The 22,465-nt window shown below is 63.5% G+C and carries 29 protein-coding genes, 4 tRNA genes and 1 pseudogene; 18 read left to right on the top strand and 16 right to left on the bottom strand.

The features are described 5' to 3' along the window. The first annotated feature begins 11 nt into the window (after positions 1-11). Genes CKJ82_RS05800 through CKJ82_RS05785 form a run of 4 tightly spaced genes read left to right on the top strand, consistent with a single transcriptional unit; the run spans position 12 to position 2,558 of the window. A complete protein-coding gene (locus CKJ82_RS05800) occupies positions 12-776 on the top strand; it encodes an MBL fold metallo-hydrolase (protein ID WP_095535358.1) in 765 nt (254 codons plus the stop codon). Between the two features lie 29 nt (positions 777-805). Next, on the top strand, positions 806-1,534 hold the full coding sequence (rph, locus tag CKJ82_RS05795; RefSeq protein ID WP_095537381.1) for a ribonuclease PH: 729 nt from the start codon (positions 806-808) through the stop codon (positions 1,532-1,534). Continuing rightward, positions 1,528-2,157: an RdgB/HAM1 family non-canonical purine NTP pyrophosphatase gene (gene rdgB / locus CKJ82_RS05790; RefSeq protein WP_095537380.1), complete on the top strand. Its 630-nt coding sequence runs from the start codon at positions 1,528-1,530 to the stop codon at positions 2,155-2,157. The genes rph and rdgB overlap by 7 nt, the downstream gene beginning before the upstream one ends. A 23-nt stretch (positions 2,158-2,180) precedes the next feature. Further along, positions 2,181-2,558, top strand: a complete 378-nt coding sequence (locus CKJ82_RS05785) for a hypothetical protein (RefSeq protein ID WP_095275375.1) — start codon at positions 2,181-2,183, stop codon at positions 2,556-2,558. 37 nt (positions 2,559-2,595) lie between these two features. Here the strand turns inward: CKJ82_RS05785 and CKJ82_RS05780 are convergent, their stop codons facing one another. Together CKJ82_RS05780 and CKJ82_RS05775 are read right to left on the bottom strand one after the other, a co-directional pair. After that, entirely contained in the window at positions 2,596-2,961 is a 366-nt protein-coding gene (locus tag CKJ82_RS05780) for a DUF3817 domain-containing protein (protein WP_095537379.1), read from the bottom strand. After that, a complete protein-coding gene (locus CKJ82_RS05775) occupies positions 2,958-3,413 on the bottom strand; it encodes a hypothetical protein (protein WP_095535360.1) in 456 nt (151 codons plus the stop codon). The genes CKJ82_RS05780 and CKJ82_RS05775 overlap by 4 nt, the downstream gene beginning before the upstream one ends. 112 nt (positions 3,414-3,525) lie before the next feature. On the opposite strand from CKJ82_RS05775, the gene CKJ82_RS05770 reads away from it, so the two are divergent. Further along, a tRNA-Leu gene (locus CKJ82_RS05770) sits at positions 3,526-3,607 on the top strand. 64 nt (positions 3,608-3,671) lie between these two features. Here the strand turns inward: CKJ82_RS05770 and CKJ82_RS05765 are convergent. Together CKJ82_RS05765 and bcp are read right to left on the bottom strand one after the other, a co-directional pair. Beyond that, positions 3,672-4,229, bottom strand: a complete 558-nt coding sequence (locus CKJ82_RS05765) for an Ltp family lipoprotein (RefSeq protein ID WP_095537378.1) — start codon at positions 4,227-4,229, stop codon at positions 3,672-3,674. Between the two features lie 169 nt (positions 4,230-4,398). Then, positions 4,399-4,884 (bottom strand): thioredoxin-dependent thiol peroxidase, encoded by a 486-nt coding sequence (gene bcp / locus CKJ82_RS05760; protein ID WP_095275379.1) that lies wholly within the window; start codon positions 4,882-4,884, stop codon positions 4,399-4,401. A 76-nt stretch (positions 4,885-4,960) separates the two neighbouring features. Here bcp and CKJ82_RS05755 point away from each other — a divergent pair, with 76 nt between their 5' ends. Next, the gene (locus CKJ82_RS05755; RefSeq protein ID WP_095535501.1) at positions 4,961-5,236 is read left to right on the top strand and encodes a DUF3618 domain-containing protein; all 276 of its coding nucleotides are present in this window, start codon (positions 4,961-4,963) and stop codon (positions 5,234-5,236) included. 96 nt (positions 5,237-5,332) lie between these two features. Here the strand turns inward: CKJ82_RS05755 and CKJ82_RS05750 are convergent, their stop codons facing one another. Next, positions 5,333-5,899 (bottom strand): isochorismatase family protein, encoded by a 567-nt coding sequence (locus CKJ82_RS05750; RefSeq protein WP_095537377.1) that lies wholly within the window; start codon positions 5,897-5,899, stop codon positions 5,333-5,335. A 255-nt stretch (positions 5,900-6,154) separates the two neighbouring features. Then, positions 6,155-6,227 (bottom strand) — tRNA-Lys (locus CKJ82_RS05745). A 206-nt stretch (positions 6,228-6,433) separates the two neighbouring features. Between CKJ82_RS05745 and CKJ82_RS05740 the strand changes: the two genes are divergently transcribed. The 3 genes and pseudogenes from CKJ82_RS05740 (at position 6,434) to CKJ82_RS05730 (ending at position 8,223) form a co-directional block, all read left to right on the top strand. Next, positions 6,434-7,636, top strand: coding sequence for a L,D-transpeptidase (locus CKJ82_RS05740; protein ID WP_095537376.1), 1,203 nt, complete (start codon positions 6,434-6,436; stop codon positions 7,634-7,636). A 110-nt stretch (positions 7,637-7,746) separates the two neighbouring features. Beyond that, positions 7,747-8,011, top strand: a pseudogene (locus CKJ82_RS05735) (ammonium transporter); the annotation flags it as partial. Positions 8,012-8,049: 38 nt separating this feature from the next. Next, complete coding sequence (locus tag CKJ82_RS05730) at positions 8,050-8,223, top strand: P-II family nitrogen regulator (protein ID WP_095537375.1); 174 nt, start codon at positions 8,050-8,052, stop codon at positions 8,221-8,223. 63 nt (positions 8,224-8,286) lie between these two features. Here the strand turns inward: CKJ82_RS05730 and CKJ82_RS05725 are convergent. The 7 genes from CKJ82_RS05725 to CKJ82_RS05695 form a co-directional block, all read right to left on the bottom strand. Further along, positions 8,287-8,362: transfer RNA gene (locus tag CKJ82_RS05725), tRNA-His, on the bottom strand. A gap of 50 nt (positions 8,363-8,412) precedes the next feature. Next, positions 8,413-9,042: an oligoribonuclease gene (gene orn, locus CKJ82_RS05720; RefSeq protein ID WP_255395997.1), complete on the bottom strand. Its 630-nt coding sequence runs from the start codon at positions 9,040-9,042 to the stop codon at positions 8,413-8,415. 2 nt (positions 9,043-9,044) lie between these two features. Further along, a complete protein-coding gene (gene cmrA / locus CKJ82_RS05715; protein ID WP_095275402.1) occupies positions 9,045-9,851 on the bottom strand; it encodes a mycolate reductase in 807 nt (268 codons plus the stop codon). A 19-nt stretch (positions 9,852-9,870) separates the two neighbouring features. After that, positions 9,871-10,197, bottom strand: a complete 327-nt coding sequence (locus CKJ82_RS05710) for a transcriptional regulator (protein ID WP_095537374.1) — start codon at positions 10,195-10,197, stop codon at positions 9,871-9,873. Then, entirely contained in the window at positions 10,190-10,672 is a 483-nt protein-coding gene (locus CKJ82_RS05705) for a hypothetical protein (RefSeq protein WP_133064024.1), read from the bottom strand. The genes CKJ82_RS05710 and CKJ82_RS05705 overlap by 8 nt, the downstream gene beginning before the upstream one ends. A gap of 41 nt (positions 10,673-10,713) precedes the next feature. Continuing rightward, a complete protein-coding gene (locus CKJ82_RS05700) occupies positions 10,714-11,271 on the bottom strand; it encodes a roadblock/LC7 domain-containing protein (RefSeq protein ID WP_233125578.1) in 558 nt (185 codons plus the stop codon). Beyond that, on the bottom strand, positions 11,268-11,918 hold the full coding sequence (locus CKJ82_RS05695) for a hypothetical protein (RefSeq protein WP_095537372.1): 651 nt from the start codon (positions 11,916-11,918) through the stop codon (positions 11,268-11,270). Before CKJ82_RS05695 ends, CKJ82_RS05700 begins: the two co-directional genes overlap by 4 nt. 182 nt (positions 11,919-12,100) lie before the next feature. Between CKJ82_RS05695 and CKJ82_RS05690 the strand changes: the two genes are divergently transcribed. The 3 genes from CKJ82_RS05690 to CKJ82_RS05680 are packed head-to-tail and all read left to right on the top strand — an operon-like array spanning position 12,101 to position 13,291. After that, the gene (locus CKJ82_RS05690; RefSeq protein ID WP_095275406.1) at positions 12,101-12,475 is read left to right on the top strand and encodes a hypothetical protein; all 375 of its coding nucleotides are present in this window, start codon (positions 12,101-12,103) and stop codon (positions 12,473-12,475) included. Positions 12,476-12,481: 6 nt separating this feature from the next. Beyond that, on the top strand, positions 12,482-12,733 hold the full coding sequence (locus CKJ82_RS05685) for a hypothetical protein (protein ID WP_095537371.1): 252 nt from the start codon (positions 12,482-12,484) through the stop codon (positions 12,731-12,733). 9 nt (positions 12,734-12,742) lie between these two features. Further along, positions 12,743-13,291, top strand: a complete 549-nt coding sequence (locus CKJ82_RS05680; protein WP_095275408.1) for an LURP-one-related/scramblase family protein — start codon at positions 12,743-12,745, stop codon at positions 13,289-13,291. Between the two features lie 25 nt (positions 13,292-13,316). Here CKJ82_RS05680 and CKJ82_RS05675 read toward each other — a convergent pair. Then, a tRNA-Arg gene (locus CKJ82_RS05675) sits at positions 13,317-13,390 on the bottom strand. Between the two features lie 104 nt (positions 13,391-13,494). Here CKJ82_RS05675 and CKJ82_RS05670 point away from each other — a divergent pair. The 5 genes from CKJ82_RS05670 (at position 13,495) to CKJ82_RS05650 (ending at position 19,359) form a co-directional block, all read left to right on the top strand. Further along, positions 13,495-15,486, top strand: a complete 1,992-nt coding sequence (locus tag CKJ82_RS05670) for a bifunctional copper resistance protein CopD/cytochrome c oxidase assembly protein (RefSeq protein ID WP_095537370.1) — start codon at positions 13,495-13,497, stop codon at positions 15,484-15,486. 140 nt (positions 15,487-15,626) lie between these two features. Then, entirely contained in the window at positions 15,627-16,280 is a 654-nt protein-coding gene (locus CKJ82_RS05665; protein ID WP_095537369.1) for a single-stranded DNA-binding protein, read from the top strand. A gap of 157 nt (positions 16,281-16,437) precedes the next feature. After that, positions 16,438-18,108: an energy-dependent translational throttle protein EttA gene (gene ettA / locus CKJ82_RS05660; protein WP_095275411.1), complete on the top strand. Its 1,671-nt coding sequence runs from the start codon at positions 16,438-16,440 to the stop codon at positions 18,106-18,108. A gap of 147 nt (positions 18,109-18,255) precedes the next feature. After that, positions 18,256-18,726 (top strand): acyl-CoA thioesterase, encoded by a 471-nt coding sequence (locus CKJ82_RS05655; protein ID WP_095275412.1) that lies wholly within the window; start codon positions 18,256-18,258, stop codon positions 18,724-18,726. Further along, entirely contained in the window at positions 18,727-19,359 is a 633-nt protein-coding gene (locus CKJ82_RS05650; RefSeq protein WP_095537368.1) for a DUF8185 domain-containing protein, read from the top strand. A gap of 10 nt (positions 19,360-19,369) precedes the next feature. Here CKJ82_RS05650 and CKJ82_RS05645 read toward each other — a convergent pair whose 3' ends face one another. Both CKJ82_RS05645 and CKJ82_RS05640 read right to left on the bottom strand, forming a co-directional pair. Further along, positions 19,370-19,777 carry a globin gene (locus tag CKJ82_RS05645; protein ID WP_095537367.1) on the bottom strand — a complete coding sequence of 136 codons (408 nt, stop codon included), beginning with the start codon at positions 19,775-19,777 and terminating at the stop codon, positions 19,370-19,372. Beyond that, entirely contained in the window at positions 19,767-20,783 is a 1,017-nt protein-coding gene (locus CKJ82_RS05640) for a mechanosensitive ion channel family protein (RefSeq protein ID WP_095275415.1), read from the bottom strand. Before CKJ82_RS05640 ends, CKJ82_RS05645 begins: the two co-directional genes overlap by 11 nt. 180 nt (positions 20,784-20,963) lie before the next feature. Here CKJ82_RS05640 and CKJ82_RS05635 point away from each other — a divergent pair, with 180 nt between their 5' ends. After that, positions 20,964-22,100, top strand: a complete 1,137-nt coding sequence (locus CKJ82_RS05635; RefSeq protein WP_095537366.1) for a cystathionine gamma-synthase — start codon at positions 20,964-20,966, stop codon at positions 22,098-22,100. The last annotated feature ends 365 nt before the right edge of the window (positions 22,101-22,465 follow it).

The following is a 22,465-nucleotide window of genomic DNA, read 5'->3' as shown; positions in this document are numbered from 1 at the left end:
ACAGTAAGCGCATGAAGTTGACCATCCTCGGCTGCTCCGGGAGCCTGGCCGCGCCAGGCAACCCCGGCTCCTCCTACGTAGTGAGCGCGCCCGGGCACAGCGACATTCTGTTGGATTTCGGCCCCGGCGCCCTTGCTGCCATGCAGGAACACTTCGACCCGGCGGACGCGCACGTGTGCTTCAGCCACCTGCACGCGGACCACTGCTCCGACATCGCCTCGCTGCTGGTGTGGCGCCGCTACCACCCAGAAAAGCCGGCGGTGTCGCGCCACCGCATGTTCGGCCCGAGTTACACGCCGGAGCATGTCGGCCGGATGAGCGCGGACGGCCCGGACCAGATCGACGACATCGCCGACACCTTCGATTTCGCAGCGTGGCGCGCCGGGCAGGCCGAAACCCTTGGCGGGGTGACCGTGACACCGTTCGAGGTCGTGCACCCGGCTGCGGAGTCGCACGCGCTGCGCATCGAGGATGGCTCGCACGCAATCGCCTATTCCGGGGATAGCGCGTGGACGCCCGCGCTTATCGACGCCGCCCGCAACGCCGACCTCTTCCTCTGCGAAGCCGCCTGGGGCCCGACCTCGGAGGGGATGGCGCCGGGGATGCACCTTTCCGGCGCAGAGGCCGGTCGCATCGCCCGCGAGGCTGGGGTGAAGACGCTGGTGCTCGTGCACATCCAGCCGTGGACTAGCACGCAGGCCACGCTCGAGGCTGCGCGAGCCGAGTTTGATGGCGAGATCGTGGTTGGCTCCGCGGGGGACGTCTTCGAGCTGTAGGGCGCGCGGCGTGCGTTAGGCTGGGGCGCATGACTGATTTCAAACGCGCAGACGGCCGCGGACTCAACGAAATGCGCCCGGTGCGCATCACCCGCGCCTTTACTTCCAACCCAGCTGGCAGCGTGCTTGTCGAGTTTGGCAACACCCGCGTGATGTGCACCGCCTCCGTGGAGGAGGGCGTGCCGCGCTTTAAGCGGGATTCCGGCGAAGGCTGGCTCACCGCGGAGTACGCGATGCTCCCGTCGGCCACCCACGACCGCATGCCGCGCGAATCCATGAAGGGCAAGGTCAAGGGCCGCACCCACGAGATTTCCCGCCTGGTGGGTCGCTCTCTGCGCGCTGCGGTGGACCTGTCCGAGCTGGGCGAAAACACCATCCAGCTCGATTGCGATGTGCTGCAAGCCGATGGCGGGACGCGCACCGCGTCCATCACGGGTGCGTACGTAGCGCTGGCGGACGCGATCGAGGTGCTCAAGGAGCGCGGCGTGGTCCCGGGTGAGCCGCTGCTCAAGCCGGTTGCGGCGGTGTCCGTTGGCATTATCGACGGCCGCGTGAGCCTCGACCTGCCGTACGAGGAAGATTCCCGCGCGGAGGTTGACCTCAACGTGGTGATGCAGGAGGGCGGCAACTTCGTGGAGATCCAGGGCACCGGCGAGCACGGCCTCTTCGGCCGCAGCGAGCTCAACGAGATGCTCGATGTTGCCGAGGTCGGGCTCAACGAGCTCATCGGCGCCCAGAAGGCGGCCCTGGGATGGTAAAAGTCCTCGTTGCTTCGAACAACCCCGGGAAGCTCCGCGAGCTCGAAGAGGTGCTGCGCGAGCTGGACATCGCCGGTGTTGAGCTGGTGTCACTGCGCGACGTCGAACCCTACCCGGAGCCGAAAGAGGACGGGCTGACCTTCGAGGACAACGCGTTGATCAAGGCTCGCGCAGGCGCCGCGCGCACCGGGCTGCCCTGCGTCGCCGACGACTCGGGCCTTGCCGTCACTGCGCTCAATGGGATGCCTGGCGTGCTCTCCGCGCGTTGGTCCGGCGACCACGACGCAGACGACGCCGACTCCGCGAACAACCGGTTGTTGCTCGCGCAGATGCAGGACATCGAGCTTCGCGACGCCGCGTTTATCTCCTGCTGCGCCCTCGTCACCCCCGCCGGCGACGAGTTCACGGCGACGGGCCGCTGGCCGGGCCAGCTGCTCCGCGAGCCGCAGGGCGAGGGCGGGTTCGGCTACGACCCGCTGTTCGCCCCGGACGACGCGCAGCCAGCCGACGCGACGCGTCCGGTCTCCTCGGCGGAGTTGACGCCAGAGGAGAAGAACGCCCGGTCGCACCGTGGGCAGGCGCTGCGCGCGCTCGCCCCGGACATCGCGCGCCTGCTGGGATAGGCCAGTTTGGCTAGGGTAGTGGCATGAAGAAAACGCTTGCACTCTCAGCCACTGTCATGATCGCCGGAACCGCGCTCGTCGGCTGCGGCTCGTCCTCCGATTGGGACGGCTCCTGGTCCGGCGATGTCACCTCCACGGACGCCAGCCAGCCCGGCGGCGCCGCGACCCTCACCATCGACGGCGGTGACTGCCACTGGGAGCTCACCGAGCCGGACGGCCAAACCAACGACGCCCGTTGCGAGCAGGACGACGAGGAATTTAAGCTCGCCGACCCGCTTTCCGGGCGCGACCTGGAGTACAAGGGCAAGATCAACGGCGACACGCTGACGTTGAGCCCGGACAATGACCGCGCCGAGGACATCGGCGTGATGGTCCTGACCCGGGCTGGGGAAGAAAAGTAATTGGTTCGGGGCGCGTACCGGCGCCCGACCGCCCTGGTTAGCCGAGCTGGAACGTCTCGGTGACTTCCTTGCGTCGCTTCGCTTCGACGATGAAGGACATGAACGGCACGATGCCGGAAACCGCGGTGAGCACCCACGTCACCGATGACCAGCGGGCCTTAAGCCCCAGGTTCAGCGAGGCGACGAGGAAGAACATAAACGCGAAGCCGTGGACGCGAGCCACCCACGAGAGCAGGGACACGTCCATGTCCAGGCCGTACTGCATCACCATGCGGGTGATGAGCAAGAGGAAAAGTACGCCCGTGATCCACGCCGTGATGGAGAAGAGGCGCAGCGCGGTGCGCACGCGGCGCTGACGCTCCGGGTGGATCTTCGGGGTGGCAGCGGGGGTTTGCTCGGTCATGCGTCCTTCTCCTCGGAATTGTGCTGGTGTGGGGTTTGCCTACGCGGCGTGAGCATGTCGTTGTACTCCTGGACGTCCATCTGCGGCCGCGATGGGAGGAAGTCTTCGCTGATAGTTTTCGGTTGCGATGGGTCCGCACCGTACTTGGCCAGGTCCGCCTCGTACAGGCTGTCCATTTGCTCGCCGGCGTTGATCGCGTCGATCTTCTCGTTTTCCATGCGGATGCCCGCCCGGTAGGCGTAAACAAAAAACGCCCCGAAGAACGGCCACTGGAGGGCGTACCCAAGGTTTTGGAACGTGCCCGTGCCGGACTGGAAGCGGGTCCACTGCCACCACGCCAGCAGGCAGCAGGTGATGACGGCGGCGATAAGCAGCAGGATATGCCACGCGCGCACCTTCACGCGGGAGCGCTTCTCCGGTGCAGGGGCCTCTGTTTCGCCGAACTCACTCACAAGCGGACAGTTTACCAACTCCACACCTGCAACCAAACTAAAGTTTGATGGGGTGAGTGGGGGCTTACCGGTTTCGGGCGGGCGCGTCGCGCCGTGTAGCATGATGGTCACCGCGCCCGTGGCGGAATTGGCAGACGCGCTGGATTTAGGTTCCAGTGTCTACGGACGTGAGAGTTCAAGTCTCTCCGGGCGCACACGAGAAAGCACCTGGGGCATCAAGGCCCCAGGTGCTTTGTGCTCGCGCGAGTTCCGGCTGCGTTAGAGGTGCTCGACGGCGAACTCCGCCTGCTCGCGGGTGAAGTGCTCGGGCCCTTCGGTCAGGGCCTTGGTGAGCTCGCCGCGGCTCGTGCCGTCTTCTTCCATCTGCTGCGCTACCTGGAGGGCGAGCTGGTTGAAGTCCGCGTCGAGGTGGTCGACGGCGTAGCTCGCGGTTTCACGGTCGAAACCATCGGTGTCGCGCAGCAGGGTGTACAGGTTTTCCTCAGACATTGCCTGACCGTTCAGGTGCACCTCCGCCGCCTTGAGTGCCTCTGCCTGCGCGCCGGTGGCGTTGGCACCGGCCGCAGCGTTGGCGCTCACGGGGGTGTCCGTCGCCGGGGCGGTCTCGTCATCGTTGTCGCTGAGCAGCAACCAGCCGAGGAGCCCGAAGCCGATGAGGGCGAGGACGACTACGGTCGCCCACTGGGCGGTGGTGGAGCGGGGACGTGCGTCCGCTTCGTCGTCGTGCGTGCTCTGCAGCGGGTACGGGCTGGACGGGCGCGCGGCACCGGCGGTGTCGTCGGCGCGGGAATCGCTGGGATTGATTGGACTAGACATGAGGCCTCACTTCGTCGCGGCAGGTCAACGCCGCATCAAATCGGTGGGGGACAAAATTTCACTGATATGACCATTATGCCTGTGCGTGGCGTGAATAAGCAAAAAGTTCTCGCGAAACACGGCGAAGATCACACCTGGGTGGCGCTATTTGCCCGGGCCTTCAACGCTGCTAAATATCCCAGTCGCGCAGGATCCGATCGACATGCCCCGAGGCGCGGACGTTGTACTTGGCCTCCTCGATGGTGCCGGTGCCGTCCTCGGCCACGTTCACCAGGAAGGTGGAGCGGATGACGCCCTCCGTCACCTTGCCGTACATCTTCTTCTCCCCAAACGCACCGTACGCGATGAGGGTGTCCTTCGATTCATCACCAAGCAACTCGATGCCCAGGTCGTGCTTCGCGCGGAAGTCCGCGAGCTTGTCGGTGGGGTCCGGGCTGATGCCCAGCACGGTCACGGAGGCGTTATTGAAATCCTCGAGCTTTTCCGTGAAGTCGCACGCCTCGGTTGTGCAGCCCGGGGTGTTCGCCCGTGGGTAGAAGTACACGATGACGCGCTTTCCGGCGAAATCGGACAGGGAGACCTGCTCGCCCTTGTCGTTGGTCAGGGTGAAGGCTGGGGCGGTGTCGCCCTTTTCCAGTCTGATCTGATCATTCATACTTCACCGTTTTACACGTTTTACACTACTGTGGTCACAAGAACTGACAAACGAGTACAACGTAGGAGAATTGAACGTGGCACGAGACATTCACGACATTGAGCGCGACATCTCCCGCACCCGCAGCCAGCTCGCCAGCACCCTGGACGAGCTCGCGGATCGCGCGAACCCGTCCACCCTCGCGGGGGGCGCGAAGGACGGCGCTCTGGAGTGGCTGAAGGACGAGACGGTGCAGAAGGTCCTCGCCGGTATCGGCGTCGGTATCGCCGCGCTCGTCGGCATCAAGGTGCTCAACGGCCGCAAGCGCAAGAAGGAGCTCAACGAGCTGCAGAAGCTGCTGTCGCGCAACTAGCGTCAGACCGCTTCGGAACAACGAAAAACCGTCCACACCACCGATTGGTGGGTGGACGGTTTTTGCTGCGCTGCAGCGTCGATAAACGCCTCGGCGTTAGGCGATCTCCGCGCCGGCGTCCATCATCTCCTGGAGGGCCCGGGCGCCCGCCGCGTCATCGACGGGGGCAACCATGCCGCGCAGCACCCGGACCTTGAACCCCTGCTTCAGCGCGTCGAGCACCGTGGCGCGAACGCAGTGGTCTGTGGCGATGCCGCAGACATCGAGCTCGTTGATGTCGTGCTCGCGCAGCCAATCGCCCAGCAGCATGCCGTTGTCGTCGTGGCCCTCGAAACCGGAGTACGCGGCCGAGTGCTCGCCCTTGTGGAAGAAGTGGTCGATCAGCGAGGTGTCGATCGGCCCGCGGATCTTCGCGCCGTAGGTGTCCGCGACGCAGTGCGGCGGCCACGAGTCCTGGAAGTCGGGGTTCTCAGAGAAGTGCTCGCCCGGGTCGATGTGCCAATCCTGGGTGGCGATGATGTGCGCGTACTCGCGCGTCCGGTTGTCCTCGGTGCTGAGGAACTGGGCAATTTTCGACGCCACCTCATCCCCACGAGCCGTTGCGAGCGGTCCGCCGGGGCAGAAGTCATTTTGGACGTCTACAAGCAGGAGTGCCGTATTCATAGTAGCAACCTTAACTGATTCTCAGGCGACGGGCAAATGTATGCGCATTTGGTTACAGATAAAGTGGGAGACGCGCTAAATCTGCAGGATATAAAAGGGGTGACCTATTCCTGTATTAAGAAAGTCTCTCAGGTTTTGAGGCTGGGAAGGGGGCGTGCTGGATTGTCATGGGTGATACGTTCTAGGGACTAGCGTACCGAAAGAGAAAACCCCCTCGCGGAGTACCATTCGGTATCTCCGCGAGGGGGTGAACTGTGCGCCATCAGGGAATCGAACCCCGAACCCACTGATTAAGAGTCAGTTGCTCTACCAATTGAGCTAATGGCGCGTATTTTGTTTTTCTCTCTGTCGCTCTCGGCGACGTTGAAAACAATAACACCTTTCCTTGCAGGGGGTGAAATCGCCTGGTCACGAGCCTTTTTCGTAGTGTTCAAATTGTAATCTATTTAAAGCGAAATGAAGTAGCGTTTGGGTACTTTTGGCAGATAGGGTAATTGCAATGCACAACGCGATATTGGAGGTAGGAAAGCGTTCATGCGTGTAGGGAAAGTGGTGCGCCGGGCAGCTGGCGTCGTTGCGGCGGCCGCGATGGCCACCACGCTGGTGTCGTGCACGATCGGTGAGACGGACGAGGCTGAAACACAGCACGTTGCCAAGACCGAGGAGCAGGAAGCGGCAGAGGAACCGAAGCCGGATCCGCCGGAATTCTCTTTCGAGGACGGCGCTGAAGATGCCGAGCCTGGTGAGCCAGTCACCGTTACCTCGGATGAGGGGCTGTCGTCTGTGGTGATGACCAACGAAGACGGCAAAGTTGTCAGGGCGAAGATGAACGATGAAAAGACTGAGTGGGAAACGGCGGAGCCGCTCGGTTACGGTCGCACGTACACGGTGAAGGCTGAAGACGCTGCGGGCCAGAAGGTGAAGCAGAGTTTTACCACGGTGGTTCCGGCGGCTGAGACCAACGTGTACCTGGGTCCCCTTGACGGTGACAACGTCGGTGTGGGGCAGGCAATCACGTTCCGCTTCGACGTGCCGATTCAGGACACGAAGGCCGTTGAGGAGCTCATCGACGTGGAGACCTCCAATGACACCGAGGGTGGATTTTTCTGGCTCGATCCCTACGAGCTGCGCTGGCGTCCGAAGGATCTGTGGGAGCCTGGCACCGAGGTCACTGTCTCTGCCAACGTGTACGGCAAGGACATGGGCGGCGGGGTCTACGGCGTCGAAGACGTCGAGCACAGCTTTACCATTGGTGACAAGGTCGAGGCTGTGGTGGACAACGCGGATAAGATGCTGAAGTTCTACCGAAATGACGAACTGGTGAAGTCCTTCCCGGTATCAATGGGTAGCGATAACTCGCGTGATACGCCAAACGGCACCTACATTGTGGGCGACATGCACAACTCGTTGGTGATGGATTCGCGCACCTACGGTCTCGGCCTCGAGCAGGGTGGCTACGTCACCCCGGTGTCGTACGCGACCCAGCTGTCCTACTCCGGCATCTACCTCCATGCCGCGCCGTGGGCGATGTGGGCGCTCGGCAACACGAACCAATCGCACGGTTGCATTAACGCGTCGATGGCGGACGCGCAGTGGTTCCAGGAGAACGTGAAGCGCGGTGATGTGGTGACTGTACAGAACACATACGGTGGCACGCTCACGCCGTACGACGGGCTCGGCTACTGGAACATGGACTGGGAGATGCGCTCGGGTGGAACCGAGGATCCCAATGCGTAAGGTTGGTGGCGCGTAGGCGTCGACAAGCGATCTGCTCCAGGCACTGATTGTGCTTGGAGCGTTTTTATTTGCCTTCTCGCTTGTTGGCGGCGTCAGGGAACTCCGCGTGGATGCTCATGAGCGCCTCCCTGGTGTTGCTCATGACGCCCGGACTCGCGCTGTTCTACGGAGGGATGGCGGGTCGGCAGAACGTGCTGATCATGATGGTGACGTCCTTCGCCGCGATGGCGGTCGTCCCCGTCGTCTACGTGTTGTGGGGATGGTCGGCGTCGTACGCTGGAGACGACATCGCCGGGATCGTGGCCACCCCGCTGCAGGCATTTGGGGTCAGGGGGCCAGATCGCTGATTCCGCGGGCAACTTCGTGGCGGGCGCGGCGAGGTCTACCGCGGCGCAGAGGTTGCAGCGGACTTCGTGCCGAAACTGAAGCTCGAGATTGTCACAGGGGAGGGGCTGGCCGACCGGGCGGTGGACGCCATCCTTCGGGCGGCATCCACGGGGACGTTTGGCGACGGCAAGATTTGGATCTCTCCGGTCGACGACGTGATCCGCGTGCGTACCGGCGAGTGTGGCGAGCAGGCGCTGTAGGGCGCGGCCGACCGAGAAAGCAATGTACCCCGTCACCTGTTTGTACAGGTCACGGGGTAACTTTGGGGTGGCTGACGGGACTCGAACCCGCGACACCCAGGATCACAACCTGGTGCTCTACCAGCTGAACTACAGCCACCATCGCTGCGTTTTCAGCAGCGGCAACTACCTTAGTACGCGGTCTCTAAATCACAAAAACGGCTGGTAGGCGCTATTGGCAGCGTCCCTTGCGTGCTCAGCTTCCGGGGTCTCCGGGCCGGGAGATTCCACGAACACGGAGCGGCGGTAGTAGTCCAGTTCGCGAATGGATTCCACGATGTCCGCGAGCGCGCGGTGCGCCATGCCTTTCTCGGGCTGGTTGAAGTACGCACGCGGGAACCAGCGGCGGGTGAGCTCCTTGACGGTGGAGACGTCGATCATGCGGTAGTGCAGGGCCGAGTCGAGGCGTGGCATCTGCTCGCGGATAAAGGCGCGGTCGGTGGCAATTGAGTTGCCCGCCAGGGGAGCGGGGTGCGCCTTATCGCAGTGCTTGTCCAGCAGTGCCAGGACGGCGTCCTCGGCCTCCTTCATGGTGACGGTCGACGCCTTGATCTCGTCGAGCAGCCCGTTATCTGTGTGCATCTTGGTGACAAAGTCATCCATCTCAGCGAGCTCGGCCTCGGTCGCTCCGATGACGATGTCCAGGCCTTCGTCCAAAATGTTGAGCTCGGCATCGGTCACCAGTGCCGCCACCTCGACGATCACGTGGCGGTGCGTATCCAGCCCGGTCATCTCCAAGTCGACCCAAACGATCCGGTTGTCTTTTGCGTGGATGTCCACGGTTACTCTTCTCCCATCTTTGCGTAAAAGCTGCCTACGAGCGGGGCGATCACGCCGCGCGGCCCGTAGGTGGAAACCACGTCCATCGCCTTGGACAGCGGGCCGGGGACCACGCGGCGCTTGTTTGCGCGCATGGCCCGCAGCGTGTCGCGGGCGCACGAGTCGTAGGTGGTCCACAGGAAATCCGGTACGACCTTGTCCACGATGGACTGCTCCTCTTCCGGAATGTACGCGTCGCGCACGGGGCCCGGTGCAAGCAGGGTGCAGTGCACGCCCGAATCTTTGAGCTCGAAGTGCAGGGCCTCGGTAAACGCGTTCACGCCAGCCTTGGTGAACACGTAGGTGGCGTTGTTGGGAATGGGGATGTTGCCTGCTGCCGAGCCGACGTTGCACAGCGCCCCCTCGCCCCGCGGCACCATCTGGTCCAGCACGGCCTTGGTGATGCGGAACACGGCGGTGGAGTTCAGGTTGTACTGGTTCGTCTCGTAGCCCCAGTCCTGGCGCATGAATGGGCCGAAGCTGGCGATGCCCGCCGAGTTCACGCATAGCGTCACCTTGCGCGTCGCAATGTGCGCGAGCAGCGCGTCCACGTCGCGCTCCTTGGCCAGGTCGGCGGCCACGACCTCGACGTTGACGCCGTGCGCGTCGCTCAGTTCGTGGGCGAGCTCCATGAGCACGTTTTCGCGACGGGCGACGATGATCAGGTTGTAGCCGGCGGCGGCGAGGTCGCGCGCCATCGCCTCGCCAATGCCCTGTGACGCGCCGGTCACCAGGGCATAAGAGTCAATTTCGGGGGCTGGAAAAGTCATGGTCTACAGGGTACCTGGGCTAGTGCTTCTCGACGCCCACCTCACCCCTCGCCAGCGCCTCCAACGCCTCCATGTGTGCCTGGAAGGCTTCGCGCCCCTCCCTGGTGAGCGTGACCCACACCGTGTCCTTCGCCCGAGTTGAGCCGTACTCGCGGAACCGGGTCACAAAACCGGCTTCCTCCAGGGCGTTGAGTTGTTTGGACAGCGTGGCGTCGGAAAGCTGGGTGGCGTTACGAAGCGTGCTGAAGCGCATTTCGTAGCGCGTCTCGCCTTCGATGGCGCCGCCGGCGTTGAGCGCCGCGCAAATCTTCAAACGGTTGATGGGGTGGATGACGGGGTTAGTCATGGTACTTGTTCCAGGTCAGGCCGTAGGCGGCGATCATGCCAATTGTTGTGGCTGCCGCGACGATGGCACAGGCCACTGTGCCGATTCCTTCAGCGAGCGTCATGAGGGGGTATGCGAGCAGAGGAATGACGACAGCTTTCCAATTGAGCTTCGGATCCTCGCGGACCTCTTGCTTCATCGCGGTGCGCACCCCGCGTTTGGCGGAAAGCTCGATCCAGATGATGCCCACCACACCAGCGAGGAGGATGAGCAAACCCCAGGCGTGCCCAACGAGGGTGAAGTACATGCCGGCGCCGAAACAGAGGCTGGTCGCCACGATGCTCAGCCACGGCACGGGTTGGGATGCCTTGGTGCGCGCTTCGGTGCTGCGGATGGCCTCGAGTGCTTCGCGGGCGGAGGCGGCTGTGTCCTTGTCTCTGTCTCTGGCGTGCTGATTTGTCGTAGTTTGCCGACCCTGCATCTCCATGTTTTCCATGGTGGAAAGTGTATCAGAATGCGGGGCATCGTCAAGCGGGATTACTCCTCGTCCAGCCACTCCGAGAGCGCCTGCGCGGAGGTGCGCGCGTGGTGGACCACCATGCCCAGCTGTACATCGCGGGCAAAAACAGCCAGGACCAGGTGGCCGACGGGCGGGTGCGCCACTTTTGCCAGTGCGATGACCTCGTCGTTTGGCAGCGATACGCTAACGATTGCGTCGCGTCCTTCGCCTTTCGCCTCATTGGGGTCGCGGGAGGGGTCCACAATCGCGGCCTGCGCCCCGGCGGTGCCAAACATCGATGAGTTTAGGGCGCTGATCCGGGCGGCGTCGAGCGCGTCGCCGAGGCCGATCGAGCAGACGTGGGTGCCGTCGCCGGTGCCGAGGACGACTGCGTAGATTCCCGGTACCTGGTGGCGCATGCGCGACATGTATGGCAGAGCGGCGGCAGCCAGGTCGTTCGTAGCGAAATCGGTGCCGCGCACCCGGCGGTGGCGCCCAATCTGAGCTTTGACGTCATCTTTCATGGCTTCTGACAATCCGCCCTCCAGGCCGTCTGTGGCCAACGTGGTCGTCGTGTTTTCAAGCGTCGCGGTCACAGGTAATCCTCCAGTCTGGTCAGGGCGAGGTCAATAACGCGCGCCACGTCGTCGTGCACGCGCGGGTCGGCCGCCACCACGGGAATGTCGGAGTGGCCGGCCGTGGAAAGGAAATCGCGCAGGATCGGGAGCGGGTCGGGCCCATCCGGGTCGATGAAGTTCACCGCGAAGGTGGTGCGGTGATAGGCGTCCAAGCTCCCGATGGTCTCCAGCCAGTGCACGACCTGCTGTTCCAGGAGCTGCGGGAGCCCGAAGAGCCAGACCACGAGCGCTGCGGCCGGATTGCGGGCGGGGGTGCGCGCATCATCAAACTGGTCTTGGCCCGCGGTGCCGAAGACGGCGACGCGCGTGGTGTCGGCGCGGTCCCAGACGCCGAAGTCGATCCCCACGGTGGTCGTTGTCTTGGTCTGCGCGATGAAGTCGTCGGAAGCGTTGGCGTGCGCCTCAGTATTGATGGGTGTCACCGTCGAGATGGTCGCGACTCCCGTCGTCTTACCAACCCCAACCGGGCCGACAAAGACGACCTCGGAATCTGAGTACGCGCCAATGATGGCGTCCGAGGGCATTGTCAGGTGTGGGTCCAGGTCATCGTCGGTGATGTCCTCGGCCTTTCCGTGGCGCCGCCCAGTGGCGGGCGTTTGAGTCATATCATTTCCTCAGGTTCAGTTTGGGGAGTGACACCCAAATTATCAGACTTTTCTTTCCATTTGTCTAATATTGCGGTATTCTGTGGTGGCAATCCGGGCCAGCGTGCACTTCCACCGTCCCAAACGGGCGCGTACCTGTGCGCCGTGACCAGCAATTACACGAGAATACGAAAAGGAATCGAATGTCCCAGCAGGAGAATCTCAACAACTTCCTCAACGCCGTCTCTGAGGACCTCAGCGGCTTCATTGGCGCATCTGTCGTCGACATCAACACCGGTATGTCCCTGGTGTCCACCTCCCGTTACCCGGACTTCGACCTGGACATCGCGGCTGCGTACAACTCTGAGATGGTGAAGGCCAAGTTCAAGACCATGGAGGCGCTGGGCATCCAGGGTGGCCTGCAGGACATGCTGCTTACCCTGACCGACCAGTTCCACTTGATCAAGATTCTGGAAAATGACTTGTTCATCTACGTGGCAGTCGACTCCTCCCGGACCAACCTGGCGCTCCTGCGTACGGCCGTGAACGCGAACGTGAAGAAGTTCGGCCTGGCATGAACGCAAGTGCGGCGTGACGTCACTGACGGCGCTGACGCCGCCGACGCCACCGACGGCACTGACGCCGAGCTGGTAGAAGCACCTGACGCACCGGATGCGCCGGAAGCGGAGGAGTACCACGGGGCCCACGAGCTAAGGGAAGACCGGGAAGACGTAGTCGTCGAGAAGCCTGAGGCGACTCCGGAGGTCGACGAAGAGAAGCCTGAGACGCGGCACGCGCCGCCGCATCGGAAAGCGTGGTGGCTGCCGTGGCGGTAGTCTGGCGTCATGCTTGATCGCGATGAACTGATTTTCAGCCAGACCAAGGCACTTGGTACCGACGAATTTGAAATCACCGACGGGCAGGGCCAGCTCGTCGGCACGGCGCGGCAAACGCTGCAGCTCGCCGATATGTTCCGTGGCTCGCGCGGGGTGGAGGTGCGCGACGCCCAAGGCACCCTCGTGCTTGGCGTAACCGACCCGGCGAATTTCCTCCGGGACTCCTACGAGGTGCGCCTGGCGGAGCCCGACATGGTGCTCGCCACACTGCGCAGCAAGTTTTCCCTGCTGCGCACCAAGCTCGACCTTGAGATCGCCGGCTTTCCCAGCGTGCAGATTGATGGCAAGCTGCTCGCCCTCAACTTTGACCTGACCAGCAACGGACAGCCGATCGCGAGCATCAATGCAGAGTACACGGGCATGGGGCGCGCGTTTATGGGTAAGACCTCGTACCGGATCAGTTTCCAGCCGGGCCTGGATCAGCGTCAGCACGCGGCAATCCTCGGCACCGCGGTGGCGGTGGACATGCTGCGACGGAAGCGCCGAAACTCCTCCTAGCAGCGGTTTTCGCCCCAACGAAAAGCGCCCCCAGCAGGACTCGAACCCGCGACCAGCCGGGTAGAAACCGGATGCTCTAATCCACTGAGCTATGGGGGCAGCGCTCACGAGGGCACCCGTACGCCCGGGCGCTCCGTGCAGCCCGCCTATTGTAGCGCAAGGCCAGTTAGGCACCCCAATCAATCAAAAGTAGGGTAGGGGGCATGTCTGAAGTGGGAGTTCGCAAGCGGGCAGTGCGGCCCGCCTGGCCGGTGTACGTTGCAGCCTGCGTGATCGCCGCGGTGGTGGCGGGTGCGGTGGCGCAATCGTTCGCGGGGGCGTCGTTAAGTGCCCTCGGCATCCCTGATCCCGGTGCGTTGACCACTGCCGGCCTGCCCGCGTTGCGCGGCGTCGCCTGGCTGCTGTTTGCGCTGTCGTTAGGGTCGTTTTTCCTCACCGCGTGGCTGATCCCGCCGACGCGGCGCGGCGAGGGCGCGGATCTGAACGGCGCGCAGCTCACCGTCGACGGGATCATCGCATCGCGGACCGGCGGCTGGGCGCAGCTTGGCATCGCGCTTATCGGGTTGACGATGATTCCGCTCGTGCTTTCCGACGTCTCCGGCGAACCGCTCGGGGAGGTCTTCTTCCAGCTCAGTGCCTGGTCCGTCGCGCTGGAGCAGGTTGCCGACGCGAAGGTGTGGCTGGTCACCGCCATCATCGCCGCGGTCGTTGGCGTGTGCGGACTCCTGGCGCGCAGCTGGTTTTCCCAGGTGGCGCTGTGTGGGGGCGCGTTGGCGTCGATAATGCCACTGGCGCTGACGGGTCACTCGGCGTCGGGCGGAAGCCACGACTTTGGCACGAACTCGCTGATCTGGCACCTGGTGTTCATGCTCATCTGGGTCGGCGGACTCATGGCGCTGGTGGCGCACGGCCGCAGGCTGGGCCCCAACCTGGAGGGGGCGGCGCGGCGGTATTCCGCGGTTGCCCTGTTCGCGCTGCTGGTCATGCTGGTATCTGGGCTGACCAATGCGCTCATCCGGGTGCGGCTGTCCGACTTGCTCGACTACGCCTACGGCTGGGTGCTGGTGATCAAGTTCGCGGGCATCCTCCTGCTTGGCCTGATGGGGTTCGCGCACCGCCAGCTCACGCTGCCGCAGCTGGGGTCACGCCCCGGCGCGTTTACCCGCTTCGCCCTCGTGGAGGTCGTGGTCATGGCGGCAATTGCGGGCCTGTCGGTCACACTCGGGCGCACCCCGCCCCCGCCGCCGCTGGACCCCGACCTGACCGCGATGCAGGTGGCGCTGGGCTACAACCTTGCCGAGCCGCTCACGTGGGGCAACTGGCTGACGCAGTGGCGCCCGGAGCTGCTGTACAGCGTTATCGCGCTGCTGCTTGCCGTGTACTACCTCTACCTGGTGCGCCGCGTGCCCGGGTGGCGCGCGTCTCGCACGGCGTGGTGGCTGCTCGGCTGCGCCACGGTGGTGGTCACGCTGAGCTCCGGGCTGGGGATGCACATGGCGGCCGCGTACTCCACGCACATGACAGTGCACATGATCCTCTCGATGGGCGCTCCCGTCTTCTTCGTGCTCGGCGCGCCGCTCACGCTGGTCCGCGAGGCCTACCCGGCCGGCGAGTTCAACCCGCGCCTGTGGGCGGAGAGCTTCCAGCACTCGCGCCTCGTCCGCGTGATCACCTACCCGCCGGTGTCCGCGGTGCAGTTCCTCGTGCTTTTCTACGTCATGTACGTCTTCCCCTCGCTGTATGAGCTGATGATCTCGGAGCACGCGGGCCATGTGATCATGAACGCCGTGTTCCTTGTTTCCGGCTATTTCTACTTCTGGGAACTTATTGGGCCGGACGAGCTGCCCGCGCGCCACTCGGCGAAAGTCCGCCTGGCGTGGCTGTGGATCGCCATGCCGTTCCACCTCTTTATGGGCGTGTACCTGATGCAGCTCAACTTCGTGCTGGGCGAGGATTTCTACCAGTCGCTGCAGCTCCCGTGGGATCCGGACTTGCTTGATGATCAAAAGGTGGGCGGCGGTATCGGCTGGGCGGCCGGCTCGTTCCCGCTGGTCATCGTGTTTGCGCAGCTGTTCCGCGCGTGGTTTGCGGAGGACAACCGGGAGGCGATCGAATCCGACCGCAAGGCAGAAGAAACAGACGACGAGGAATGGCGCCAATACAACGAGATGCTCGCGCAATACAATCGACTCTAGCTGCCATTTTTGGAAAATTGTCCGCCACCCCTTCCCATTTCGTACGTTTCGTGTAAAAATACCCCTAACGGAGCAAGCGCTTGTCGACGCCCCGTTGCACGAAACAAACGTCAAAGTTTAGGAAAGGGGGTGGCTCTCCCATGAGCCACTTGCACACTCACATCCACGGCAACCTGATTGATAACCCAGACCTCCGCGTGTTTAAGGACACCGATTCGGTGCTGTGCAAATTTCGCCTCGCCACCTCGCGCCGTCGCCCGACGGAGGAAAAGGATTCCTCCGGGAAGGTGCTGTGGGAGGACGTGGATCAGCTGTATATCGATGTCGAATGCTGGGGGCAGCTCGCCACCAACGTGGCGGCGTCGCTGAAGCGGGGACTACCGGTTTCCGTCTGCGGCAAGTTGGTGACGGAAACGTGGCTGGTTGACGCGCCGGAGGGTGCCGAGCAGGAGAAGCTCAAGCGCTCAAAGATCGTGCTGAAGGCGACCCAAGTTGCGTTCGACCTGGCCCGCCACCAGGTCAGCTCGGTGCGTAGCGAGCCCGTTGGCAACACGCTGGCCGGGCAGGAACCGCTTCGGGCGAAGACAACGGAGGAACTGACGCGCGACAGTCGCGGGGACGTTACTGACCGGCTGATGAGTGAGGAAGACGCCATCGGGCACGCGAAGCGCGCCAAAGAGCGCGAGCCCGTGTTGGTCGGCGCGGCCGCCGGCGGTGGCGGCGCGGGTGGCGCAAACGCAGCAGATTCCGCAGACTCTGCGGATTCCGCGGACGCCGAGGGGGTGCCGTTCTAAACCGTCACTTCACCCAACGCTGATCTGTCGCTGCTTCCCCGCGCGCGATGCTTGGTCTGGTGCAGGCAGTCAGGCCATGTGGAGGCCCCGAAATGATGTAGTCTGTGGAAAGCATTTACGCCAATTTCGCAGTCGAATTCACAAAAGGGGACTTCACGTGGCTGAATTCATCTACACGATGAAAAACGTTCGCAGGGCCATCGGTGACAAGGTCATTCTGGACAACGTCACTATGGCTTTCTACCCCGGCGCCAAGATCGGTGTCGTGGGCCCCAACGGCGCTGGTAAGTCGTCGTTGCTCAAGATCATGGCGGGAATTGACCAGCCGAACAACGGCGAGGCATTTCTCCAGCCCGGCGCGTCGGTGGGCATCCTGCTGCAGGAGCCGCCGCTGAACGAGGAGAAGACGGTCCGCGAGAACGTCGAGGAGGGCCTCGGCGACATTTTTGAAAAGAAGGCCCGCTTCGAGCAGATCGCCGAAGAGATGGCGACCAACTACTCCGACGAGCTCATGGAGGAAATGGGCAAGCTCCAGGAGGAGCTCGACGCGGCCGACGCGTGGGAGGTCGACTCCAAGATCGAGCAGGCGATGGAAGCGCTGCGCTGCCCGCCGTCGGATTCCCCGGTGACCAACCTGTCGGGTGGTGAGCGCCGTCGAGTGGCGCTGGCGAAGCTGCTGCTGTCCGAGCCCGACCTGCTCCTGCTGGACGAGCCGACCAACCACCTCGACGCGGAGAGCGTGCTGTGGCTGGAGCGCCACCTGCAGGACTACCCGGGTGCCGTCCTCGCCGTGACGCACGACCGCTACTTCCTGGACAACGTCGCGGAGTGGATCTGTGAGGTTGACCGTGGCCAGCTCTACCCGTACGAGGGTAACTACTCCACCTACCTGGAGAAGAAGCAGGAGCGCCTCCAGGTCGCGGGCAAGAAGGACCAGAAGCTGCAGAAGCGCCTGAAGAAGGAGCTGGACTGGGTTCGCTCCTCGCCGAAGGCTCGCCAAGCAAAGAACAAGGCCCGCCTGGAGCGTTACGAAGAGATGGCGGCAGAGGCGGAGAAGTACAAGAAGCTGGACTTTGAGGAGATCCAGATCCCGACCCCGCAGCGCCTGGGCAATAAGGTCGTCGAGGTGGAAAACCTGAACAAGGGCTTCGACGGGCGCACGCTGATCAAGGACCTCTCGTTCACCCTGCCGCGCAACGGCATCGTTGGCGTGATCGGCCCGAACGGCGTGGGTAAGACCACCCTGTTCAAGACCATCGTGGGTCTCGAGGACCCGGATTCCGGCGACGTTGAGGTGGGCTCGACAGTCGAGCTGTCCTACGTGGACCAGAACCGCGCCAACATCGACCCGGAGAAGACGGTGTGGGAGGTCGTCTCGGACGGCCTGGACTACATCCACGTTGGCCAGAACGAGATGCCCTCGCGCGCGTACCTGTCCGCCTTCGGCTTCAAGGGTGCTGACCAGCAGAAGCCGTCCAAGGTCCTCTCCGGTGGTGAGCGCAACCGCCTCAACCTGGCGCTCACGCTGAAGCAGGGCGGCAACCTGATCCTGCTCGATGAGCCCACCAACGACCTCGACGTGGAAACCCTGGGTTCGTTGGAAAACGCGCTGCAGGCATTCCCGGGCTGCGCCGTGGTCATCTCGCACGACCGCTGGTTCCTGGACCGCACCTGCACCCACATCCTCGCCTGGGAAGGCAACGTTGAGGAAGGCCAGTGGTACTGGTTCGAAGGTAACTTCGGCGACTACGAGAAGAACAAGGTCGAGCGACTGGGCGAAGAGGCCGCAAAGCCGTCCCGCGTCACGCACCGCAAGCTGACGCGCTAGGCACACGCTTCTCGACGCCACCCGGCCTCCCGCTTAACGCCCCGCACCGAGAGCCAGCTCACACTGGTTCCGTGGCGGGGCGTTGATTGTGGGGTAGCATGTCGGCAGTACGTGCACCGCATACCCGCGAAGTTTGGAGTGGAGAATATGGCTGAGCAACCAGGACACGGCGAGACCGCAGGCGCGAACGGCGCCGGGGCCCCGCATACTCACAAGGTTTCGCTGCGCTGGGGCGACTTTGACCGGTACGGCCACGTCACTAACTCCGCCTACATCGAGCTCGCCCAGGAGGCGCGCCTGGCGTTCGCGCAGCAGTTCTTCGAGGCGCAGGGCCACGAGTTTGTCGTGTTTGTCCGCCGCGTTGACGCGGACTACATCCGCCCGCTGCTGCCCAACACCACTGAGGTCACCGTGGACACCGAGGTAGTGCGGCTGGGCAACACCTCCTTCACCACGCGCCAGGAGATTAAGGACGCGCAAGGCCACATCTGCTGCGTGGTGGAAACCGTGCAGGTCACCGTGGACACCGCGACGACGTCCCCGCGCCAGATCACCCAGAAGGAAATCGGCATCCTTACCCGCGTTGCCTCGAGCATCGACGAAGCTGGCGAGGAGTAAATGGAGTCCCTCCGCATTACGGACGGCGCTCCGGGGCTGACAGCGCTGATCGGCCGGGCCACCGGCCTCGACGCCTCCGCGTCGGCCCGGTTCCAGTCGCTCGACGCAGACGCCCCCGCGGTCGACGTCTACGTCACCACCCCCTTCGACTGCATCGCGTCGCGCCGGGTGAGCGGCGAGGCCTCGCGCGATGGGGCAGTGGTGGCGGCGAGCGATCTGCTGGCTGCGTTGCAGGCTGGCCGCGCCGAAGTCGGTGCGGCGCGGGACCCCAACTGGCCCGGCGCGCTGCCCCCGCGCGAGGGCTTCACGGTGCGTGACGAGGTGCCAGTTTCGGTGGCGCGCCAGCTCGCCGACAAGGGCCGAGAACTCGCCCGCCAGTTTTCCGGGCCGATGGGGCCGCCGAAGTCGCTGTTGGACTCGACGGTGCTGACCGCCGACGCGGAGTCTGCAAGCCCGGTGGAGATCCCCATGCGAATGATTTTTACCTGCACGTCGCTGGGGATCATCCCCGGCTTCGCTGCCCCCATTGACATCCCGCGCCATCTGCGGGTGTCCACCGCGGGGCGCTGGGTGCGTCTCGACGCCCCGTTTGGGTCCGTTTACCACTCAACGGGACTCGGGCTGTTCGTCTAAGCGCCCTCGTTTAGTACGCGCGCGGACCCTGGTTGATCATCATGTAGGCGACGCGCTGCATGTGGTTCCACAGGGCGAAGCGGTACGCCTCGGGGAGCTCCTCGTCCGAAAACTGGTTCAGCGAATTTTCCATGAGGTGCAGCCACCGGTCCGCCTCTGGCTCGCCGATGGGGAAGGGGAAGTGGCGGCGCCGCAGCATGGGGTTGCCGCGCTTTTCCTGGTAGGTCCGGGGACCGCCCCAGTACTGCACGAGGAACCAACGGAGCCGGTCCTGCGCGCCGTCCCAGTCCTGGTCCGGGTACATCGGACCGATGAGGTCGTCTTCTTTGACCTGGTTGTAAAAGCCTTCGACGAGGCGTTGGAAAAAGTCGGTGCCAAGGGCGTCGTAAAGCGAATGCTCCTGCGGGTTACTGGTCATTGGAGGGCCCTCTTTCGGTGATCTTGTCGCGCGGGTCATTGCGCACGAGGGTGGGTTCGGAGCCCGGCAGGCGGACGTCGGCTTCCTGCATTGCCTCGAGGATCTGCTCGTACATGAAGCGACTCACGCCCCACTGCTCGCCGGGCATGGTGTTTACGGTAACGCGGTAGGTGAGGTGGTCGGTAGTGAAGCTGGATACGCCGAGGAGCTCGGGCTCGCCGATGATGTTGCGGCGGACGCGCTCGTTCTGGGCAGCGGCGCGGGCGGCATCCAGGATCACGTCTGCGGCCTTCGATGGGTCGGCGAACAGGGAGACGGGGACTTCCATGCGGGCGACCGAGAAGCGGTCTGAGTTGTTGCCAACCTGCTCGATGTCGCCGTTGCGGATGTACCAGAGCGTGCCGTCGATGTCGCGCAGCGTGGTGATGCGCATGGTCATGTCCTCCACAGTGCCCTCGACGTCATTGACGGCGATGACGTCGCCCACACCGTACTGGTTCTCAAGCAGAATGAACATGCCGGACAAGAAGTCTTTGACCAGCGACTGCGCGCCGAAGCCGAGAGCGACACCGACGATGCCTGCAGAGGCCACGAGTGGGGCGACGTTCACGCCGAGCTGGTCCAGGATCGCCATGATGGCCCAGACCCAGATGACAATGGCCACCGCAGAGCGACCCACGTTGGACAGCGTGCGGATGCGTGCCTGCCGGCGCTGCTCCTGCGAGCGCGCCTGTGGCGAATCAACGTCGCGCTCCCCGCGCCGAAAGGGCACGCCGCTGCCAGGGTTCTTGATTGCGTTTTCGGCACCGCGGCGGATCAGGCGGTTGAGCACCCACTGCAGCACGGAGGCCACGAGGATGATCAGGAGGATCCACAAGGGGCGGGTGACAAAGTTTTGCTGCGTGTCGGGGTCGTTCCACCAGGTGGAGAGGCCGGAGACGGCGCTGTCAACGCGCGCCTCGGTGCCGTTCGATGCTGCTGCGAGAAGTGTTGTTGTATAGCTCATCACGTGCAATCTTAACCAGCTGGATGCGCCAGAGCTGGCCAGACGGAACGAACGTCCTGTGCATAAAATTCGCCCATTCCGCACCCAAAATGAACCGCTTGGTCTACACTTCGGGGAAACTTCCCCTCGCTGCACGGATGCGTCGCACGGAGGGGCCGCGACGACAAGAAAGGTACCGCGATGACCTCTGGGTTCTCCACAGATTCAATTCACGCTGGGTACGAGCCTGACAGCCTGTACGGACCGATCAATGCGCCGATCTACGCCTCCACCACATTCGCGCAGGACGGGTTGGCCAAGCTTCGCGGTGGGTACGAGTACACGCGCGTGGGCAACCCGACCGTGACCGCACTGGAGAAGACCGTCGCCGCGCTGGAGGGGGCGGACTACGGCGTGGCGTTCGCCTCCGGAATGGCGGTGATCGACTCCCTGCTCCGCATCCTGCTCAAGCCCGGGGACCACATCGTCATTGGGAACGACGCCTACGGCGGCACCTACCGCCTCATCCAACAGGTCTTCACGCTGTGGGGCGTGGAGAACTCGGTGGTGGACATTACGGACACCGACGCGGTCGCTGCGGCGATCCAGCCCAACACCAAGGTGATTTGGGTGGAGACTCCGACGAACCCGCTGCTGAACATCGCGGACATCACGGCAATCAGTAAGGCTAAAGGCGCAGCAACCCTCGTCGTAGACAACACGTTCGCCTCTCCCTACCTGCAAAAGCCATTCGAGCTGGGCGCGGACGTGGTGCTGCACTCCACCACCAAGTACATCGGTGGCCACTCTGACGTCGTTGGTGGCATCGTGTGTGGCAAGGATGCGAAGCTGGAGGAGGACCTGCGCTTCTTCTTCGGCTGGGTCGGCGCGATCCCGTCGCCGTTTGATACCTACCTCACTGCCCGCGGCCTGAAGACGCTTGCGGTGCGCATGGACCGCCACTGCGATAATGCCGAGGCGGTCGCCGATTTCCTCCAGCGCCAGGACTGTGTGGCCAAGGTCCACTACCCGGGGCTCGCTTCGCACCCCAACCACGAGGTGGCGAAGCGCCAGATGACGCGCTTCGGCGGCATGGTGTCCGTCGAATTCCAGACCGAGGAGCAGGCGAAGGCATTTTGCTTGTCCACGAAGCTGTTCTGCCTCGCAGAATCGCTCGGTGGAGTAGAGAGTCTGGTCGAGCACCCGGCGACCATGACGCACCTGGCGGTTAACGGGTCGGCGCTCGAGGTCCCGCCGGAGTTGGTTCGCATCTCGGTGGGCATCGAGGACGTGGACGATCTCATCGCCGACCTCGAGCAAGCCGTGGCGGCGTTGTAAGCCGGACGCTAGGAAGCTCGGTGCGGCGAGTTCGCCTGGTGACCTCGTTATACCTGCGGGTGCATAAATTGCATCGAAGTTAGACCCCTAATAGGGGGTAATTTCAAGGTTTTTCATGCATGGCATGCATGTCCGGTCGGAATGTACCTTTTGGGGGTGATCGGGGGGAGGTGTGCACCCGTTTGGGTGTGTGCTGCCGGGGTCGGAAAGGGCGACGTTCGTCCAAATTTAGACCATTGATTTGACAACAACTGTCGGTTGGGCGCGTAGAAAGAATGCAGGGTAACTGCATCCTTTGTTGATTAACGTTGATCGAAGAGAAATTTACACAGCCGTTTTCAATAATTTTGACGGCTGCGTGTAAA

This window comes from Corynebacterium gottingense (assembly GCF_002285125.1).
GTDB classification, from domain to species: Bacteria; Actinomycetota; Actinomycetes; order Mycobacteriales; family Mycobacteriaceae; genus Corynebacterium; species Corynebacterium gottingense.
This window is presented reverse-complemented; position numbering and strand designations above follow the sequence as displayed.

What these genes read in the sequence shown, in the direction of transcription:
- CKJ82_RS05800 (WP_095535358.1), top strand. Translation starts at nt 12, where the DNA reads ATGAAGTTGACCATCCTCGGCTGCTCCGGGAGCCTGGCCGCGCCAGGC.
- rph (WP_095537381.1), top strand. Translation starts at nt 806, where the DNA reads ATGACTGATTTCAAACGCGCAGACGGCCGCGGACTCAACGAAATGCGC.
- rdgB (WP_095537380.1), top strand. Translation starts at nt 1,528, where the DNA reads ATGGTAAAAGTCCTCGTTGCTTCGAACAACCCCGGGAAGCTCCGCGAG.
- CKJ82_RS05785 (WP_095275375.1), top strand. Translation starts at nt 2,181, where the DNA reads ATGAAGAAAACGCTTGCACTCTCAGCCACTGTCATGATCGCCGGAACC.
- CKJ82_RS05780 (WP_095537379.1), bottom strand. Translation starts at nt 2,961, where the DNA reads ATGACCGAGCAAACCCCCGCTGCCACCCCGAAGATCCACCCGGAGCGT.
- CKJ82_RS05765 (WP_095537378.1), bottom strand. Translation starts at nt 4,229, where the DNA reads ATGTCTAGTCCAATCAATCCCAGCGATTCCCGCGCCGACGACACCGCC.
- bcp (WP_095275379.1), bottom strand. Translation starts at nt 4,884, where the DNA reads ATGAATGATCAGATCAGACTGGAAAAGGGCGACACCGCCCCAGCCTTC.
- CKJ82_RS05750 (WP_095537377.1), bottom strand. Translation starts at nt 5,899, where the DNA reads ATGAATACGGCACTCCTGCTTGTAGACGTCCAAAATGACTTCTGCCCC.
- CKJ82_RS05740 (WP_095537376.1), top strand. Translation starts at nt 6,434, where the DNA reads ATGCGTGTAGGGAAAGTGGTGCGCCGGGCAGCTGGCGTCGTTGCGGCG.
- cmrA (WP_095275402.1), bottom strand. Translation starts at nt 9,851, where the DNA reads ATGACTTTTCCAGCCCCCGAAATTGACTCTTATGCCCTGGTGACCGGC.
- CKJ82_RS05710 (WP_095537374.1), bottom strand. Translation starts at nt 10,197, where the DNA reads ATGACTAACCCCGTCATCCACCCCATCAACCGTTTGAAGATTTGCGCG.
- CKJ82_RS05705 (WP_133064024.1), bottom strand. Translation starts at nt 10,672, where the DNA reads ATGGAAAACATGGAGATGCAGGGTCGGCAAACTACGACAAATCAGCAC.
- CKJ82_RS05695 (WP_095537372.1), bottom strand. Translation starts at nt 11,918, where the DNA reads ATGACTCAAACGCCCGCCACTGGGCGGCGCCACGGAAAGGCCGAGGAC.
- CKJ82_RS05690 (WP_095275406.1), top strand. Translation starts at nt 12,101, where the DNA reads ATGTCCCAGCAGGAGAATCTCAACAACTTCCTCAACGCCGTCTCTGAG.
- CKJ82_RS05680 (WP_095275408.1), top strand. Translation starts at nt 12,743, where the DNA reads ATGCTTGATCGCGATGAACTGATTTTCAGCCAGACCAAGGCACTTGGT.
- CKJ82_RS05670 (WP_095537370.1), top strand. Translation starts at nt 13,495, where the DNA reads ATGTCTGAAGTGGGAGTTCGCAAGCGGGCAGTGCGGCCCGCCTGGCCG.
- CKJ82_RS05665 (WP_095537369.1), top strand. Translation starts at nt 15,627, where the DNA reads ATGAGCCACTTGCACACTCACATCCACGGCAACCTGATTGATAACCCA.
- CKJ82_RS05655 (WP_095275412.1), top strand. Translation starts at nt 18,256, where the DNA reads ATGGCTGAGCAACCAGGACACGGCGAGACCGCAGGCGCGAACGGCGCC.
- CKJ82_RS05650 (WP_095537368.1), top strand. Translation starts at nt 18,727, where the DNA reads ATGGAGTCCCTCCGCATTACGGACGGCGCTCCGGGGCTGACAGCGCTG.
- CKJ82_RS05645 (WP_095537367.1), bottom strand. Translation starts at nt 19,777, where the DNA reads ATGACCAGTAACCCGCAGGAGCATTCGCTTTACGACGCCCTTGGCACC.
- CKJ82_RS05640 (WP_095275415.1), bottom strand. Translation starts at nt 20,783, where the DNA reads ATGAGCTATACAACAACACTTCTCGCAGCAGCATCGAACGGCACCGAG.
- CKJ82_RS05635 (WP_095537366.1), top strand. Translation starts at nt 20,964, where the DNA reads ATGACCTCTGGGTTCTCCACAGATTCAATTCACGCTGGGTACGAGCCT.